Annotated in this window: 16 protein-coding genes; 11 read left to right on the plus strand and 5 right to left on the minus strand. The window is 63.9% G+C overall.

What is annotated here, in order from left to right:
* Positions 1–23: 23 nt before the first annotated feature.
* The 5 genes from yidD to ACEN8I_RS12285 all read left to right on the plus strand — a co-directional run bounded on the left by yidD (position 24) and on the right by ACEN8I_RS12285 (position 5,299).
* Positions 24–323 (plus strand): membrane protein insertion efficiency factor YidD, encoded by a 300-nt coding sequence (gene yidD, locus ACEN8I_RS12265; RefSeq protein ID WP_413328854.1) that lies wholly within the window; start codon positions 24–26, stop codon positions 321–323.
* Positions 320–2,038, plus strand: coding sequence for a membrane protein insertase YidC (gene yidC / locus ACEN8I_RS12270; protein ID WP_413328738.1), 1,719 nt, complete (start codon positions 320–322; stop codon positions 2,036–2,038). Before yidD ends, yidC begins: the two co-directional genes overlap by 4 nt.
* Before the next feature lie 121 nt (positions 2,039–2,159).
* Entirely contained in the window at positions 2,160–3,572 is a 1,413-nt protein-coding gene (mnmE, locus tag ACEN8I_RS12275) for a tRNA uridine-5-carboxymethylaminomethyl(34) synthesis GTPase MnmE (protein WP_413328739.1), read from the plus strand.
* Positions 3,573–3,759: 187 nt separating this feature from the next.
* A complete protein-coding gene (locus ACEN8I_RS12280; RefSeq protein WP_007862691.1) occupies positions 3,760–4,251 on the plus strand; it encodes a Crp/Fnr family transcriptional regulator in 492 nt (163 codons plus the stop codon).
* Positions 4,252–4,504: 253 nt separating this feature from the next.
* The gene (locus ACEN8I_RS12285) at positions 4,505–5,299 is read left to right on the plus strand and encodes a hypothetical protein (protein ID WP_413328740.1); all 795 of its coding nucleotides are present in this window, start codon (positions 4,505–4,507) and stop codon (positions 5,297–5,299) included.
* A 20-nt stretch (positions 5,300–5,319) separates the two neighbouring features.
* On the opposite strand, the gene ACEN8I_RS12290 is transcribed toward ACEN8I_RS12285, so the two are convergent.
* Together ACEN8I_RS12290 and ACEN8I_RS12295 are read right to left on the minus strand one after the other, a co-directional pair.
* Positions 5,320–5,892, minus strand: coding sequence for an adenine phosphoribosyltransferase (locus ACEN8I_RS12290; RefSeq protein ID WP_413328741.1), 573 nt, complete (start codon positions 5,890–5,892; stop codon positions 5,320–5,322).
* Positions 5,893–5,960: 68 nt separating this feature from the next.
* A complete protein-coding gene (locus ACEN8I_RS12295; protein ID WP_413328742.1) occupies positions 5,961–7,991 on the minus strand; it encodes a cation:proton antiporter in 2,031 nt (676 codons plus the stop codon).
* Between the two features lie 65 nt (positions 7,992–8,056).
* On the opposite strand from ACEN8I_RS12295, the gene ACEN8I_RS12300 reads away from it, so the two are divergent.
* From ACEN8I_RS12300 to ACEN8I_RS12315, 4 genes are read left to right on the plus strand one after another with little or no spacing between them, the layout of a single operon-like run.
* On the plus strand, positions 8,057–9,049 hold the full coding sequence (locus ACEN8I_RS12300) for a KpsF/GutQ family sugar-phosphate isomerase (RefSeq protein WP_413328743.1): 993 nt from the start codon (positions 8,057–8,059) through the stop codon (positions 9,047–9,049).
* Positions 9,050–9,080: 31 nt separating this feature from the next.
* A complete protein-coding gene (locus ACEN8I_RS12305) occupies positions 9,081–9,683 on the plus strand; it encodes a KdsC family phosphatase (protein ID WP_413328855.1) in 603 nt (200 codons plus the stop codon).
* A complete protein-coding gene (gene lptC, locus ACEN8I_RS12310) occupies positions 9,680–10,444 on the plus strand; it encodes an LPS export ABC transporter periplasmic protein LptC (RefSeq protein ID WP_413328744.1) in 765 nt (254 codons plus the stop codon). The genes ACEN8I_RS12305 and lptC overlap by 4 nt, the downstream gene beginning before the upstream one ends.
* 25 nt (positions 10,445–10,469) lie before the next feature.
* Complete coding sequence (locus ACEN8I_RS12315; RefSeq protein ID WP_413328746.1) at positions 10,470–11,246, plus strand: SDR family oxidoreductase; 777 nt, start codon at positions 10,470–10,472, stop codon at positions 11,244–11,246.
* 111 nt (positions 11,247–11,357) lie between these two features.
* On the opposite strand, the gene ACEN8I_RS12320 is transcribed toward ACEN8I_RS12315, so the two are convergent.
* From ACEN8I_RS12320 to ACEN8I_RS12330, 3 genes are all read right to left on the minus strand, one after another.
* Positions 11,358–11,807, minus strand: coding sequence for an RNA recognition motif domain-containing protein (locus tag ACEN8I_RS12320; RefSeq protein ID WP_413328748.1), 450 nt, complete (start codon positions 11,805–11,807; stop codon positions 11,358–11,360).
* Positions 11,808–12,469: 662 nt separating this feature from the next.
* Positions 12,470–12,721: a zf-HC2 domain-containing protein gene (locus tag ACEN8I_RS12325; RefSeq protein WP_413328749.1), complete on the minus strand. Its 252-nt coding sequence runs from the start codon at positions 12,719–12,721 to the stop codon at positions 12,470–12,472.
* Between the two features lie 19 nt (positions 12,722–12,740).
* Complete coding sequence (locus tag ACEN8I_RS12330) at positions 12,741–13,307, minus strand: sigma-70 family RNA polymerase sigma factor (RefSeq protein ID WP_413328750.1); 567 nt, start codon at positions 13,305–13,307, stop codon at positions 12,741–12,743.
* Between the two features lie 114 nt (positions 13,308–13,421).
* On the opposite strand from ACEN8I_RS12330, the gene ACEN8I_RS12335 reads away from it, so the two are divergent.
* Entirely contained in the window at positions 13,422–13,994 is a 573-nt protein-coding gene (locus ACEN8I_RS12335; RefSeq protein ID WP_413328751.1) for a peroxiredoxin family protein, read from the plus strand.
* A 164-nt stretch (positions 13,995–14,158) separates the two neighbouring features.
* Positions 14,159–14,440: a DUF2282 domain-containing protein gene (locus ACEN8I_RS12340; protein ID WP_007862672.1), complete on the plus strand. Its 282-nt coding sequence runs from the start codon at positions 14,159–14,161 to the stop codon at positions 14,438–14,440.
* Positions 14,441–14,493 lie beyond the last annotated feature (53 nt).

The raw sequence follows: 14,493 nt of genomic DNA on the forward strand, positions 1-14,493 counted from the left end.
GCCTGCCGGCCGCCCTCGTCCGCTTGCCGCAAACGCTGTTGATAGGCCTGGTCAAAGGCTATCGCCTGCTGCTCAGCCCCTGGCTGGGTTCGGCCTGCCGTTTCGAGCCGACCTGCTCCGCATACTCTCTGGAGGCGCTGCAGCAGCACGGCGCCGCCGTGGGCAGCTACCTCACGCTGCGCCGCCTGGCCCGCTGCCATCCCTGGTGTGAAGGCGGGCACGATCCGGTGCCGCCTGCCGCCACCGCGGCGCGCCCCTTTTCTCTCTTTTCCCGCCTGGCCACGCCCGTGGCCCCTACCCCTTCTAAAAAGACGCCGTCATGAACGACATCCGCCGCACCATCTTGTGGGTGATATTTGGTTTCTCCATGGTCCTTTTGTGGGACCAGTGGCAGGTTTTTAACGGCCACAAGGCGACCTTCTTCCCCTCCAGCACGCAGTCCGCCAAGGCACCCGCTGCCGGCGTGGCCGCCTCCGCGCCAGTTGCCGGCGCAGCGGCTTCCTCGGTGCCCGCCCCCCAGGCCGCCAATGCGGCGCCCGCCGTGCCGGGTACCGTCCCCACAGGCGCGCCCAGCCTGGCGCCCGCGGCCACCAAGGAGCGTGTGGTGGTGAACACCGACGTGCTCACGCTGACCTTTGACAGCGAAGGCGGCACCCTGGTGCACTCGGCCTTTGTCAAGTACAAGGACCAGACGCACAAGGACCAGGGTTTTGTGCTGCTGGATGAAAGCGCCAACCGCGTGTACGTGGCGCAGACCGGCCTGATCGGCAGCGGCAGCTTCCCCACGCACAAGACCTTGATGAAGCTGGTCCCCGGCGAGCGTTCGCTGAAGGACGGCCTCAATGAACTCGAAGTCAAGTTCGAGTCGGCCGACGTTGGCGGCGTCAAGATGGTCAAGACCTATACCTTGAAGCGCGGCGCCTATGACATCGCGGTGCGCCACGACATCGTCAACACCGGCACGGCCGCGGTTTCACCGCAGCTGTACCTGCAGCTGGTGCGCGACGGCAACAAGCCGCCCGGAGAGTCTTCCTTTTATTCCACCTTCACCGGCCCGGCGATTTACACCGACGCCAAGAAGTACCAGAAGGTTGAATTCAAGGACATCGAGAACAACAAGGTCGATGTGGAGAAACAGGCCAGCAACGGTTATGCCGCCATGGTGCAGCACTACTTCGCCTCGGCCTGGATACTGGGTGACGGCATCAAGCGCGACCTGTTCTTCCGCAAGGTCGACACCAATCTCTACGCCGTCGGCATGATCACCTCGCTGGACACCATCGCCCCTGGCACGACCAAGACCATCGACTCGAAATTTTTCGTCGGCCCGCAGGAAGAAAAAACCCTGGAAGCCATTTCCCCCGGCCTGGAGCTGGTGAAGGACTACGGCTGGCTCACCATCCTGGCCAAGCCGCTGTACTGGCTGCTCGACAAGCTGCACGGCTTTATCCACAACTGGGGCTGGTCCATCGTGGCACTGGTGCTGCTGCTCAAGGTGGCCTTCTACTGGCTCAACGCCAAGGCTTACGCCAGCATGGCCAAGATGAAGGCCATCAATCCCAAGATCATGGAAATGCGCGAGCGCCTGAAGGACAAGCCGCAGGAAATGCAGCAGGCCATGATGAAGATCTACCGCGAGGAAAAGGTCAACCCCATGGGCGGCTGCTTCCCCATCATGATCCAGATCCCGGTGTTCATCGCGCTGTACTGGGTGCTGCTGTCCAGCGTCGAAATGCGCAACGCGCCCTGGATAGGCTGGATCCACGACCTCTCGGCGCCGGACCCGTTCTTTATCCTGCCTATCGTGATGACACTGACGACCATGCTGCAGACGGCGCTCAACCCCGCGCCGCCGGACCCGATGCAGGCCAAGCTGATGTGGTTCATGCCGCTGATCTTCAGCGTGATGTTCTTCTTCTTCCCGGCCGGCCTGGTGCTGTACTGGATCACCAACAACATCCTGTCCATCACCCAGCAGTGGGTGATCAACACCCGCATGGGCGTGCCGCCTCAGTTCAACCTGCCTAAATTCAACTAAGGCGGGGCAGAAAATAAAAATTGGGCCGCTTCGCGGCCCTTTTTCTTTGGAAGCTGATGGAGACCTTGCCGCCGCGCCCCGGGCGGACCCACCCATTGATTGCCGCTTAATATCTAGCACCATGCTGGCCCGACACCACGACCCCATAGTTGCCATCGCCACCGCGCCCGGCCGCGGCGCCGTGGGCATTGTGCGTGTCTCCGGCAAACACATCGCGCCTGTGATCGAAGCGGTATGCGGCCGCGCGCTGCAGCCGCGCCAGGCGACCTACCTGCCCTTTCGCGACGCACAAGGCGCGGCCATAGACCAGGGGCTGGCCCTGCATTTCCCCGCGCCGCATTCCTATACCGGCGAAGACGTGCTGGAGTTGCAGGCCCATGGCGGGCCCGTGGTGCTGCAGTTGCTGCTGGCGCGCTGCCTGGAGGCGGGCGCGGCGCTTGATCCCATCACCGGCCAGGCTGCCGTACCCCGGCTGCGTGTGGCGCAACCCGGCGAATTCACGGAACGCGCCTTCCTCAACGACAAGATAGACCTGGCGCAGGCCGAGGCCATCGCCGACCTGATTGACGCGAGTACCGAAACCGCGGCGCGCTCGGCCGCGCGTTCGATGTCGGGTGAGTTCTCCCTGGCGGTCAACACACTGCTGGAGCAGCTGATCCACCTGCGCATGTTGGTGGAGGCCACGCTGGACTTCCCCGAAGAAGACATCGACTTCCTGCAGAAGGCCGACGCCCAAGGCCAGCTGACGCGCTTGCAAACGACGCTGGCCACCGTGATGCAGCGCGCCGTGCAAGGCGCGCTATTGCGTGAAGGCATCAAGGTGGTGATCGCGGGCCAGCCGAATGCCGGCAAGAGTTCATTGCTCAACGCGCTGGCCGGCGCCGAGCTCGCTATCGTCACGCCGATTGCCGGTACCACGCGCGACAAGGTGTCGCAGCTGATCCAGATCGAGGGCGTGCCCCTGCATGTGGTGGACACCGCCGGCCTGCGCGATGCGCTCGATGAGGTGGAAAAAATCGGCGTGGAACGCGCGTGGGCCGAAATCGCGAGTGCCGACGCCGTGCTCTTCCTGCACGACCTGACCCGCCACACCGCCGACTACCTGGCCGCCGATGCGCACATCGCGCAGGTGCTGGCTCGCGAGTTGCCGCGCAACACGCCCATCATCGATGTGTGGAACAAGTCCGATGCGGCCGACACGCAGGTGCTGGGCTCCATAAAGGGCGGCGTATTGATCTCCGCCAAAACCGGTACAGGTTTGCAGGACTTGCGCAGCCGGTTGCTGGAGGTTGCGGGCTGGCAGGCTGTGCCTGAAGGCGTGTTCATGGCGCGCGAGCGCCACGTGCGCGCGCTGCGCCAGGTTGAAGAGCAGCTTGTGAAAGCCGGCATGCAACTTCACACGGCGCAGCCGGCGCTGGACCTGCTGGCCGAAGACTTGCGGCAGGCCCAGCTGCACCTGGGCGAGATCACCGGCGCATTCACGCCGGACGACCTGCTGGGTGAAATTTTCTCGAGATTCTGTATTGGAAAGTAGTAAGCGGGCGGCCGGCGAACGATGGGCGGGCGCTGGGCGCGGACCAGCGGTCGCAAACCCCCTGAAAGGGTTAAAAATGGCCTGTTCTCGAGGGGAAATTACAAATCGGACTGCCCCTGTATCAGGTGTAAGTGGGCGTTAAGAGCCCTTGCTGCTGTTGTAGTGCGAAGGTATCTTCCGTTGCACTATGAACGCTCCACTTCCCGCCGCCATCCGTTTTGACATCCAGGGCCTGGCCCAGGCCATCCTGCATTGCCACGCCAGCGATGCCCTGCGTTGTCAATTCAACCAGCCGCATTGGGACATCCTGGCCAGCTACCTGCAGCCGTTTGCCCTGAACAGCGGCCAGGTGCTGATGGAGCAAGGCGCACTGGACCGCACGCTGTATTTTGTTGAAAGCGGCACCCTCAGCGTTCACTACGAAGATGAAAAAGCGCGCGTGCGCATGGCCCTGGTCGGCGCCGGCACCGTGCTCGGCGAAGGCGCATTTTTCTCGCACATGCCGCGCAGCGCCACGGTGCACGCCTCCACCCCTTGCAAGCTTTGGTGCCTCACGCCCATGCGTTTCCTTGAGCTGGCCAATCGCCACAGCCCTATCGCACTGGAGCTGACCATGGCCATGGGTTCGGTGATGGCCAAGCGCCTGTACAACCGGCCCAAGCGCGTCGCGGTGACCTGAGGCGACACGTCGGCTTGGTTACGGCATACACAGCAGTCATCGGACAACGGTTTCCCGGCAAAGAGGAGTTTGCGCGACTGGCGGCAAACCGGCGATGCCCGTGATTTTTTACCGTGCGGTAATGCGGGCGATTCGATAAAGTGACCGTTAAAGCAGCCGCCAAACAACAGCGGTGTGGTTTGTGGGGATTGCTTACAGACTTCACACACTGCATTGACGGAAAATTGCCCTATCCATTACAAGAACGCCGAACATGTCTTTTCTAAACTGGTTTTCCAGCAAGCCAAGCCCGCTCAAACCTTCTCCCGCCGAGGAGCAGAAGCGCGCCGCTGCCGCACGTGACAAATCACCCCTTTCCGTCCCGGGCCGGCTGCCTGTTGAAGCCGCAGCGCCCGGTGACGGCGCCAAGCTCAAGCGCCACGCCCGCCGCGAGCAGCTGTATGTCGCGATCCGCGAATCCATGACACGCTCCGGTGTGCTGTCCGCCAGCTACAAATTCAAGGTGCTTTCGCTGGACCAGCGCGGCAATGAGTTCCTCGTCATGATGGATCTGGCCAAGGCCTTCGGTCGTCCTTCAGAACAACTCGGTGAAATCGAGACGCTGATCATCCAGAATGCCAAGGCGCGTTTCGAGATCACGGTGCCTGCGGTGTACTGGCGCATCGATGAAACGGCGGTTGTGGTCAAGCCCAAGCCCAGCACCCAGGACGCGCCCCAAAGCGCGGCGGTTCCTGTAGCAGCAACTGCCGCTGCTGTCGCCGACACAGCCGCCAAGCCTGCCAAGCCAACGCCCCGCTACGAACCCATACAGGCCGACGAAGTAGCCGCGTTCAAGCAGGCTTTGCTGGCCGCGTCCGCCCAGGGGTCGGCCGCCGCGCCCGAGAAGGGTGTCAAAGACGCCAAGGAAGTCAAGGAGGCCAAGGACGCCGCCAGGAGCAAAAGCGGCCCGCGCTCCTACGCATTGCTGACCGGCTTCGAAGATACCGAAATGCCGGATTCGCCGTCCTCGCCGGCTCTCAGCAGCACGCAGTACGGCGACCTGATCTAGGGTCCGGTGCCAGGCACCGCTCAGTGCCCGGCGAAATCAATCAGCGTGAACAAAGGCAGGCCCGCGGCCTGCAGCTTCACCGACCCGCCCAGTTCGGGCAAATCCACAATCGCCGCGCCCTCGGTCACGCTGGCGCCCAGCTTCTCCAGCAATTTCTTGCCGGCCATCATGGTGCCGCCGGTGGCAATCAGGTCGTCGATCAGCAGGACCTTGTCGCCGCGCTTGACGGCGTCGGTGTGCAGCTCCACCGTGGCGCTGCCGTATTCGAGCTCATAGGTCTCCTGCACTGTGGTGAACGGCAGCTTGCCCTTCTTGCGAATGGGCACAAAACCGACATTGAGCTCATAGGCCACCACCGCGCCCAGGATGAAACCGCGCGCGTCGAGGCCGGCCACCACGTCGGGGCGCAAGGCCGGGTCCATGTAGCGGTGCACAAACGCGTCAATCAGGACGCGAAAGACTTTGGGATTCTGCAATAGCGGCGTGATGTCGCGAAACTGCACGCCCGGCGCGGGCCAGTCCGGCACGGTGCGGATATGGTTGCGCAAATACTGGCTGATGGACTGGTGTTGGAGGCTGTGGAGGTCGGGCATGGTGCGTCGTGCAGTTGGGGTGCGCGGGTGAGGTGCGCGTATTGTGCGCCCGGCGGGCGCAAAACGCGTCAGCCCGGCGCGCCGGCGGGGCTGGTGGGATTGGCTTTGGCCGGTCGGCCGCGCAGCAGCTTTTCTTCGGCCATGGCCAGCGCTTCGGGCTTGCCTGACAGCACCAGCGTGTCGCCGCCTTCCAGCAGGGTTTCCGCCTGCGCGGCCACGGCCTTGCCGTTGCTGCGGCGCAGGCTCACCACGCGCACGCCGCCGGCTTCCAGGGCCATGGCACCCAGCGGCTTGCCGAGGGACTTGATGCCCAGCGGCAGCGTGACGTTGGACAGCCGCTCCTGCTCCAGCTCATTGACCGTGTCGTCGTCGGCGCCGCGAAAGTAACCGCGCAGCAGGTTGTAGCGCGCGTCGCGCTGGTCCTGCACCACGCGGATCACGCGGCGCATGGGCACGCCCACCAGCGCGAGCGCGTGGCTGGCGAGCATCAGGCTGCCCTCTATGGCTTCGGGCACGACCTCGGTGGCGCCGGCCGCCTGCAGCTTTTCCAGGTCGTGGTCGTCCACGGTGCGCACGATGACCGGCACCGTGGGCGCATGGGCGCGCGTGTTGGCCAGCACCTTGAGGGCGCTGGCGGTGTCCAGGTAGGTGATGACGACCGCGCTGGCGCGCGCCAGGCCCGCGGCCATCAGGGCCTGCAGGCGCACCGCATCGCCGAACACCACGGAGTCGCCCGCGGCGGCGGCCTGCCGCACGCGGTCGGGGTCCAGGTCCAGCGCCATGTACTGGATACCTTCGCGCTCCAGCATGTGGCCCAGGTTCTGGCCGCAGCGGCCGTAGCCGCAGATGATCACGTGCTTGTTGGCGTTGATGGACTTGCGCGCGATGGTGGTCATCTGCAGCGACTGTTGCAGCCATTCGCTGGAGACCAGCTTCATCACGATGCGGTTGCTGTACATGATGATGAAGGGTGTGGCGAGCATGGACAGCACCATGCTGGCCAGGATCGGATTCAGCAGGGCCGGCGGCACCAGGCGGTTCTGCTGGGCCAGCGTGAGCAGCACAAAACCGAATTCGCCGGCCTGCGCCAGGTACAGGCCCGTGCGCAGCGACACGCCGGCGGTCGCGCCCAGCGAGCGGGCCAGCGCCGTGACCAGCACCAGTTTGAAAAAGACGGGCAGCGTCATCAGCAGCAGCACCAGGGGCCAGCGCTCCAGCACCAGGCGCCAGTCCAGCAGCATGCCTATGCTGATAAAGAACAGGCCCAGCAGCACGTCGTGGAAAGGCCGGATATCGGTCTCGACCTGGTGCTTGTATTCGGTTTCCGAGATCAGCATGCCGGCGATGAAGGCGCCCAGCGCCAGGCTCAGCCCGGCGCGCTCGGTCAGCCAGGCCAGCGCCAGGGTGACCAGCAGCAGGTTCAGCACGAACAGCTCTTCGCTTTTGCGCCGCGCCACGATGGTGAGCCACCAGCGCATCACGCGTTGCCCGCCGGTCAGCAGCAGCCCGACCAGGACGGCCGCCTTGAGCCCGGCGACGGCCAGCGCCATGAGCAGCGTGTCGGCGGGGGCGCCCAGCGCCGGGATCAGCACCAGCAGCGGCACCACGGCCAGATCCTGGAACAGCAGCACGCCCATGATGCGCTTGCCGTGCTCGGACTCCAGCTCGAGCCGCTCGGACAGCAGCTTGACGACGATGGCGGTGCTGCTCATGGCGATCGCGCCGGACAGCGCCAGCGCGGTCTGCCAGCCCATGGTCCACAGGCCGGGCGCCATGCTGGCCAGGAACAGTGAGCCCACGGTGGCCAGCACGATGGTGAGCGCCACCTGCAGCAGCCCCAGGCCGAACACGTGGCGCCGCATGGAGCGCAGCTTGGGCAGGTTGAACTCGAGCCCGATGACGAACATCAGGAAGACTACGCCGAACTCGCCCAGGTGCCGGATGCCGTCCGAGTTTTGCGCCAGCGCCAGCGCGTTGGGGCCTATGATCACGCCCACTGCCAGGTAGCCCAGCATGGGCGGCAGCTTGAGCGAGCGGCACGCGACCACACCCAGCACCGCGGCCAGCAGGTACAGCAGGGTCAGTTCAAGCGCGCTCATGCGCCGATGGTAGCCGAGGAAACCGCGGCGGCATGGGCCTTTGTGCGCCTCTATAGAATGCAGCCATGAGCGCAGACCCCGTGAAACTGGATGCCGAGCAGGTGTTGAACCTGGCCCGCAAGACCTTTGAGATAGAAGCCGCCGCCGTGATGGGCCTGGCGCAGCGTCTGGGCGGCGAGTTTGCCCGGGCGGTGGAGTTGATGCTGGCCTGCCAAGGCCGTGTGGTGGTCATGGGCATGGGCAAAAGCGGCCACATAGGCCGCAAGATCGCGGCCACGCTGGCCTCCACCGGCACCCCCGCCATGTTTGTGCACCCGGCCGAAGCCAGCCATGGCGACCTGGGCATGATCACCGGCCAGGACGTGGTGCTGGCGATTTCCAACAGCGGCGAAAGCGAGGAACTTACGGTGATCCTGCCGGTGCTGAGCCGCCAGGGCGTGCCCATGATCGCCATCACCGGTGGCGCCCAGTCCGCGCTGGCGCGCCATGCGCGTGTCACGCTCGACAGCAGCGTCGCGCTGGAGGCCTGCCCGCTCAACCTGGCGCCGACCGCCAGCACCACTGCGCAGCTCGCCATGGGGGACGCGCTGGCTGTCGCGTTGCTCGACGTGCGCGGCTTCCGGGAAGAAGACTTTGCCCGCTCGCACCCCGGCGGCGCGCTGGGCCGCAAGCTGCTCACGCATGTCAGCGACGTGATGCGCAGCGGCGACGCCGTGCCTCAGGTGCGGGCCGACACCGGCTTTACTGACCTCATGCGCGAGATGAGCGCCAAGGGTCTGGGCGCTTCCGCCGTGGTCGACGGCGAGCGGCGCGTGCTCGGGATTTTTACCGACGGCGACCTGCGCCGCCTGGTCGAAAAAGGCGTGGACCTGCGCAGCAGCAAGGCCGGCGACGTGATGCATGCCAACCCGCGCACTGTGCGAGCGGATTCGCTGGCCGTGGAAGCGGCCGCGCTGATGGAGCAATACCGCATCACCAGCGTGCTGGTGGTCGACGAGGCCGGCGTGCTGTGCGGCGCGCTCAATTCCAACGACCTGATGCGCGCGAAAGTCATCTGATGGTGTTTTCATGCCCTCTTTGACGCCTCCCATGCCGCAGCTCATCCCCGCCCTGAACTTTGCTCCCGAGCTGCTGCTGCGCGCCCAAGGCGTCAAGGTGGTGTTCTTCGACGTGGACGGCGTGCTCACCGACGGCGGTCTGTATTTCTCCGAATACCCCGACGGCCATGCCCTGGCCCAGGCCAATGGCGGCTACCGCGCCTCGGGCGAAATCATCAAGCGTTTCAACACCCTGGACGGCCACGGCCTGAAGCTGCTGCAGCGCGCCGGCATCACCCCCGTGGTGATCACCGGGCGGGACAGCGATGTGTTGCGCGCGCGCCTGCAGGCGCTGGGCGTCACGCATGCGCATTTCGGCACGGAAGACAAACGCCCCGCTGCCGAGGCAAGCTTGCAGGCGTTAGGCCTGGACTGGTCCGCGGCCGCGGCCATGGGCGATGACTGGCCCGACCTGCCGGTGATGACCCGGGTGGCGATCAGCTGCGCGCCGTCCAATGCGCATGTGGAAGTGCGGGCGCAGGCCCACCATGTCACGCAGGCGCCCGGCGGCCATGGCGCGGCGCGCGAGTTTTGCGACCTGCTGCTTGTCGCCAGTGGGCGCTATGCGGAGTTGCTGCGGGAATATTGCCAATGACAACCGCAACACAGGGCCGTGACGCAGGCCGCACCGGCGCGCGCTCCCCGCTCAAGAAGGCATGGCGCGGCGTTTTGCGCGTGTGGGACAGCATGGCCATCTATATGCCGCTGCTGATGATGGGCGCACTCGCGCTGGGCACCTACTGGCTGGTGCGCAATACGCCCATCTTCAGCACCTCCGAAGCGCCCCGGGAAGCAAGCCACGACGTCGACTATTTCATGCGCAAGTTCACCGTCAAGACCTTTGACGAAAACGGACAGCTCAAGAGCGAGATCTACGGCATTGAGGCCCGGCATTTCCCCGACACCGACATTCTTGAAATCGACCAGGCGCGGATTCGCAGCATCCGCCCCGACGGCCGTGTGACCACCGCCACGGCGAATCGCGCGTATTCCAACGGCGACGGCTCGGAAGTGCAGCTGACCGGCAATGCGCGGGTGATCAGGGACGCCAGCAAGGACGCCAGCGGCAAGGAAACACCGCGTATGGAGTTCCGCGGTGAATTCCTGCATGCTTTCCTGAACGACGAACGCGTGAAATCGCACAAGCCCGTGCTGCTGATTCGCGGCACCGACCAGTTTGTCGGCGACACCTTCGCGTATGACAACCTGGACCAGGTGGCCGACCTGAAAGGCCGCGTCCACGGCATCCTCATTCCCCGCTCCGCTGCCAGTGCCGCTAGCGCCGCCGGTCTTCCCACACTGACCTTGCCGGCGGCACCGGCGCCGGCAAGCCCCGCCAAACCGGTCACGCCTTAGCGACCGACTTTCTCAACGGCCATCCATGTCCAGACTCGTATTCATCACCGGCGCGTCCAGCGGCATAGGCCAGGCGCTGGCCATGCGCTTTTATTCGGCGGGCTACCGGCTGGCGCTGGCCGCGCGCCGCACGGCCGAGGTCCAGGCCTGGGCCGAGGCCAACAGCCTCAGCGCGGGCCGCTACCAGGTCTATAGCGCCGATGTGGCCGATACCGACAGCATCGTCGCGGCCGGCCAGGCCTGCATTGCTGCGCAGGGTGTGCCCGACGTCGTGATCGCCAACGCCGGGATCAGCATAGGCATGGACACCGCCGTGCGGTCGGACCTGGACGTGATGGCACAAACCTTTGCGACCAACAACATCGGCGTGGCTGCCACCTTTCACCCCTTTATCGGCGGCATGGTGACGCGCGGCACCGGCACCCTGGTGGGCATAGGCAGCGTGGCCGGCATACGCGGCCTGCCCGGCCATGGCGCCTACTGCGCCAGCAAGGCGGCGGTCATCGCGTATTGCGAAAGCCTGCGCGGCGAGCTGCATCCCAGCGGCGTGAAAGTGGTGACGATCTGCCCCGGGTATATCGATACGCCGCTGACTCGCGAAAACTGCTATCCCATGCCTTTTTTGATGAAGGCGGAGGCGTTTGCCGACAAGGCGTTCGGGGCCATTCATGCCGGGCACAGCTATCGTGTGATTCCCTGGCAGATGGGCGTGGTGGCCAAGCTGCTGCGCCTGTTGCCCAATGCGCTGTTTGACAAGGCCCTGTCCGGTCGCGCGCGCAAGCATCGCCAGGGTGAGCGCTGATTTAGCTTTTTTATTTGCGGGGCCGAAAAAGCAAAAAGGCTTCAAAACCGAGGTCTTGAAGCCTTTTTAGCGCTCTTCAGCCGGGGCTGAAGAAAGAGGGGTTAGCAGGGCTTAGTAGCCGCCGCGTCCGCCACCGCCGCCGCCGCCGGAACGGCCACCGCCGCTACCGCCGCCGCCGTATGGGCTACGGAAACCGCCGTCGCTGCCGCCGCCGCCGGAACGGCCACCGCCGCCATAACCGCCGCCGCCGCCACCACCACCGTAGCCGCCACCACCGCCGCCGCCGAAGCCGCCGCTACGTGGGGGACGTGCTTCCATCGGACGTGCTTCGTTCACGACGACGCTACGGCCGCCCAGAGGCTGGCCGTTCATGCCGTTGATAGCTGCCTGGGCTTCTGCATCGCTGCCCATTTCGACAAAGCCAAAGCCCTTGGAGCGACCGGTGTCGCGTTCCATCATGACTTTCGCGCTGGTAACAGCGCCGAATTGGCCAAAAGATTGTTGCAGGTCTTCGTCACGCACCGAGTAAGGCAGGTTGCCGACGTATAGTTTGTTGCCCATGAAGGGACTCCTCTAAAACACAAAAACAAAAGCGATGGGGTCCCGAAAGCACAACAAATCTTGAAACGTACCGCTGTAGCGCGCGAAACTGACCGATCACCTAACGTGTGCGAATGCTGACACTCGCACCGGCATATTATGCTTCACTAATCCAAAACACAATCCACTAGCGTTACTACCTAGACGGCCTCAGCCCGCATGAACAGGGGCTTTGCGGCCTTACAGGCAGGCGGTCGGTAGCGGGTTTTCGCGGCAATATCGATGCGCTCACATGCTGCGGCGCACGACGGCTGCGAACCATGCCCGAATCAAATGAAGCATAAAGACTTCCATGCTTCGTTTGCCTGATAGCGGTTTGATTTTTATGCCCTTGTTTTAAAAACCAATCCGTCATTGATTTACAGGCTAAGTTAGTGCATACATTAAAAAAAGAACACCCTCAAGATCCGTAAAGGCCGCGTTTTTAGGAGCAGTGCGGGTTACAACCAGGGCGCAATTCGTGTGGACGCCGCTGGAACGCAAGGACTGCACCGCGCTGGCCGTGCGTCTTGTTCCAACTTTGGGAAATAGTTACACAAAATTGCAACCACGAAGAAAGCTTTTTCCGGCGTTTCGCGGCTGCACGGACCCATTGCGGCTGCGTTGCACCCGGCGGCAGGGCCTTATTTCAAGGAATTGCCTTCGGCCTGCCCCGCCGCGTCCTGTGCGGCGTCGCCGGAATAATGGCGCCAGCGTTTCATTGCCGCGCGCAGGGTCAGGATCTGGTTCTCGAATTTGGGGCAGGCGCCACAGGCCATCAGGTGCAGCTTGAGCGCGACGTGGTCGGGCAGGCTGAGCGCGCGGTCCTCCCGCGCGATCAGCAGCGCCGCCGCCTCCCGGCAGGTGCGTCGTAACAGGGTGATTTTGGGTTTCATGTCAGGGGGCGCCGGGCGATCAGGTGCTGGGTTTGCCGAACCAGTGGATATTCAGGCACTCCTGCAGGCGCAGGCGGGCCCGGTGCAACTGGACATACAGGTTGGTCGGCGTCAGCGAGAGTTCCTTACAGACTTCCTGTGAAGAAAGCTCCAGCCATTCGCGCATCAGGAAGAGCCGGCCTAGCGCCGGCGGCAGGCGCTCCATGCAGGCGTCCAGTACCTGGAAGAACTGCGTTTGCTGCAAGGTCTGGTCGGGGCTGCCCCAGTCGTTGGGCGTCTCCGCAAAGTGGCCGTCGGCCTTGAAGGAAAGGCGGTCCAGCTCGTCTCCCTCCTCGTCGGCCTGCGCATCCGGCACGGCCACCAGGCGGGCATTGCTGCGGAGCAGGTCTATGACCTTGTGCTTGAGGATGCCGACCAGCCAGGTCTTGAGCTGCGAGCGGTTGCCAAAGGACTGGGGCTTGGACAGGGCCGCGAGCAGGGTTTCCGACACCGCGTCTTCCGCCCATTCGTCATTGCGCAGCTGAAGCCGCGCAAAGCGCAGGAGGTAAAGCCGGTGCTCGACCAGCTGCTCTTCAAAAGTAGGCATGGCCAGGAGTCTAGCGGCATGCCGCAGCGCCGCAATAAAAATTTCGAGGAAATGCGTAAGGACTGAGGCCGGATTGCGACTACTGCCAAATACATCACTACCAAGGACATCATCATGGGCCCCACTGAATACACACCGGTGCAGCAAACCGCTTGCCATCAACCCAGCGCGTTTTATCGACGGGCCCTGTTGCTATCGTGCGCTGCCTTGATGTCCATAGCACCGGTCTTCGCGCAAACCGTGGCCGCACCTGCGGCAACGCCTGTCATTACGCCGCAGATCGAGGGGAAAACAATTGATGGAGCGTCCTTCAAGCTGTCTTCCCTCAAAGGCAAGGTGGTGCTGGTGATGTTCTGGTCAACCGGCTGCGCGGTGTGCCGCGACAAGATGCCGGAGCTGCGAAACAACTATGAGGGCTGGGCCGGCAAGCCCTTTGAGCTGGTCGCCGTCAACACCGACACGCGCATGCAGGACCTCATGGAGTATGAGCGCATCATTTCCCGCACGGTCCCCTTGAAGCAGCGCTTCGTGCAGCTCTGGACGGGAGACGGCGGCTACAAGGACAACGTAGGCAAGTCTGCGCAGTTGCCGGCTGCATTCCTCGTCGACAAGAGCGGCAAAGTGGTCGAGCGTTATGTGGGCCGCATTCCCCCTGAAGCCTGGGACCGCATCGCCGACTTGCTGTAGTAAGGCAAGTGTGGATGCGGGTCCTGGTCGCGCGCGTGAAAATTATTTTGAAGGTTGCGTAAGAAAAACGGAGCGCCCCAGACTAATTCGCAACCACACAGAAAAACCTCTGCGGTGGTTGTTATTTAACTTTCACAATTCACGAACTAACAGGAGTTTTCACCATGAACCAACGCGCCATGATCGCCGCCGCCGCCGCTTCCCTGCTGTCCACCATGCTGGTTGCCACGCCCGCTGTGGCCCAGGAAAAAGAAAAATGCTACGGCATCACCACCGCAGGCCAGAACGACTGCGCCAACCTGAGCGGTACGCACTCCTGCGCCGGCCAGTCCAAGGTCAGCGCCGACGCCAACGAGTGGAAATACGTGGCCAAGGGCACGTGCGCCAGCATGAAGGGCATGACCGCGGAACAGGCCAAGATGAAGGCCATGGAAAAGAAGAGCTGAGCGCACGCCTTTTAACGAAGCAGAAAGGGGCGCGCCGGGAGGCCGCCCCACCT

Origin of the sequence: Polaromonas sp. CT11-55 (genome assembly GCF_047303325.1) — a bacterium.
GTDB lineage: Bacteria > Pseudomonadota > Gammaproteobacteria > Burkholderiales > Burkholderiaceae_C > Polaromonas.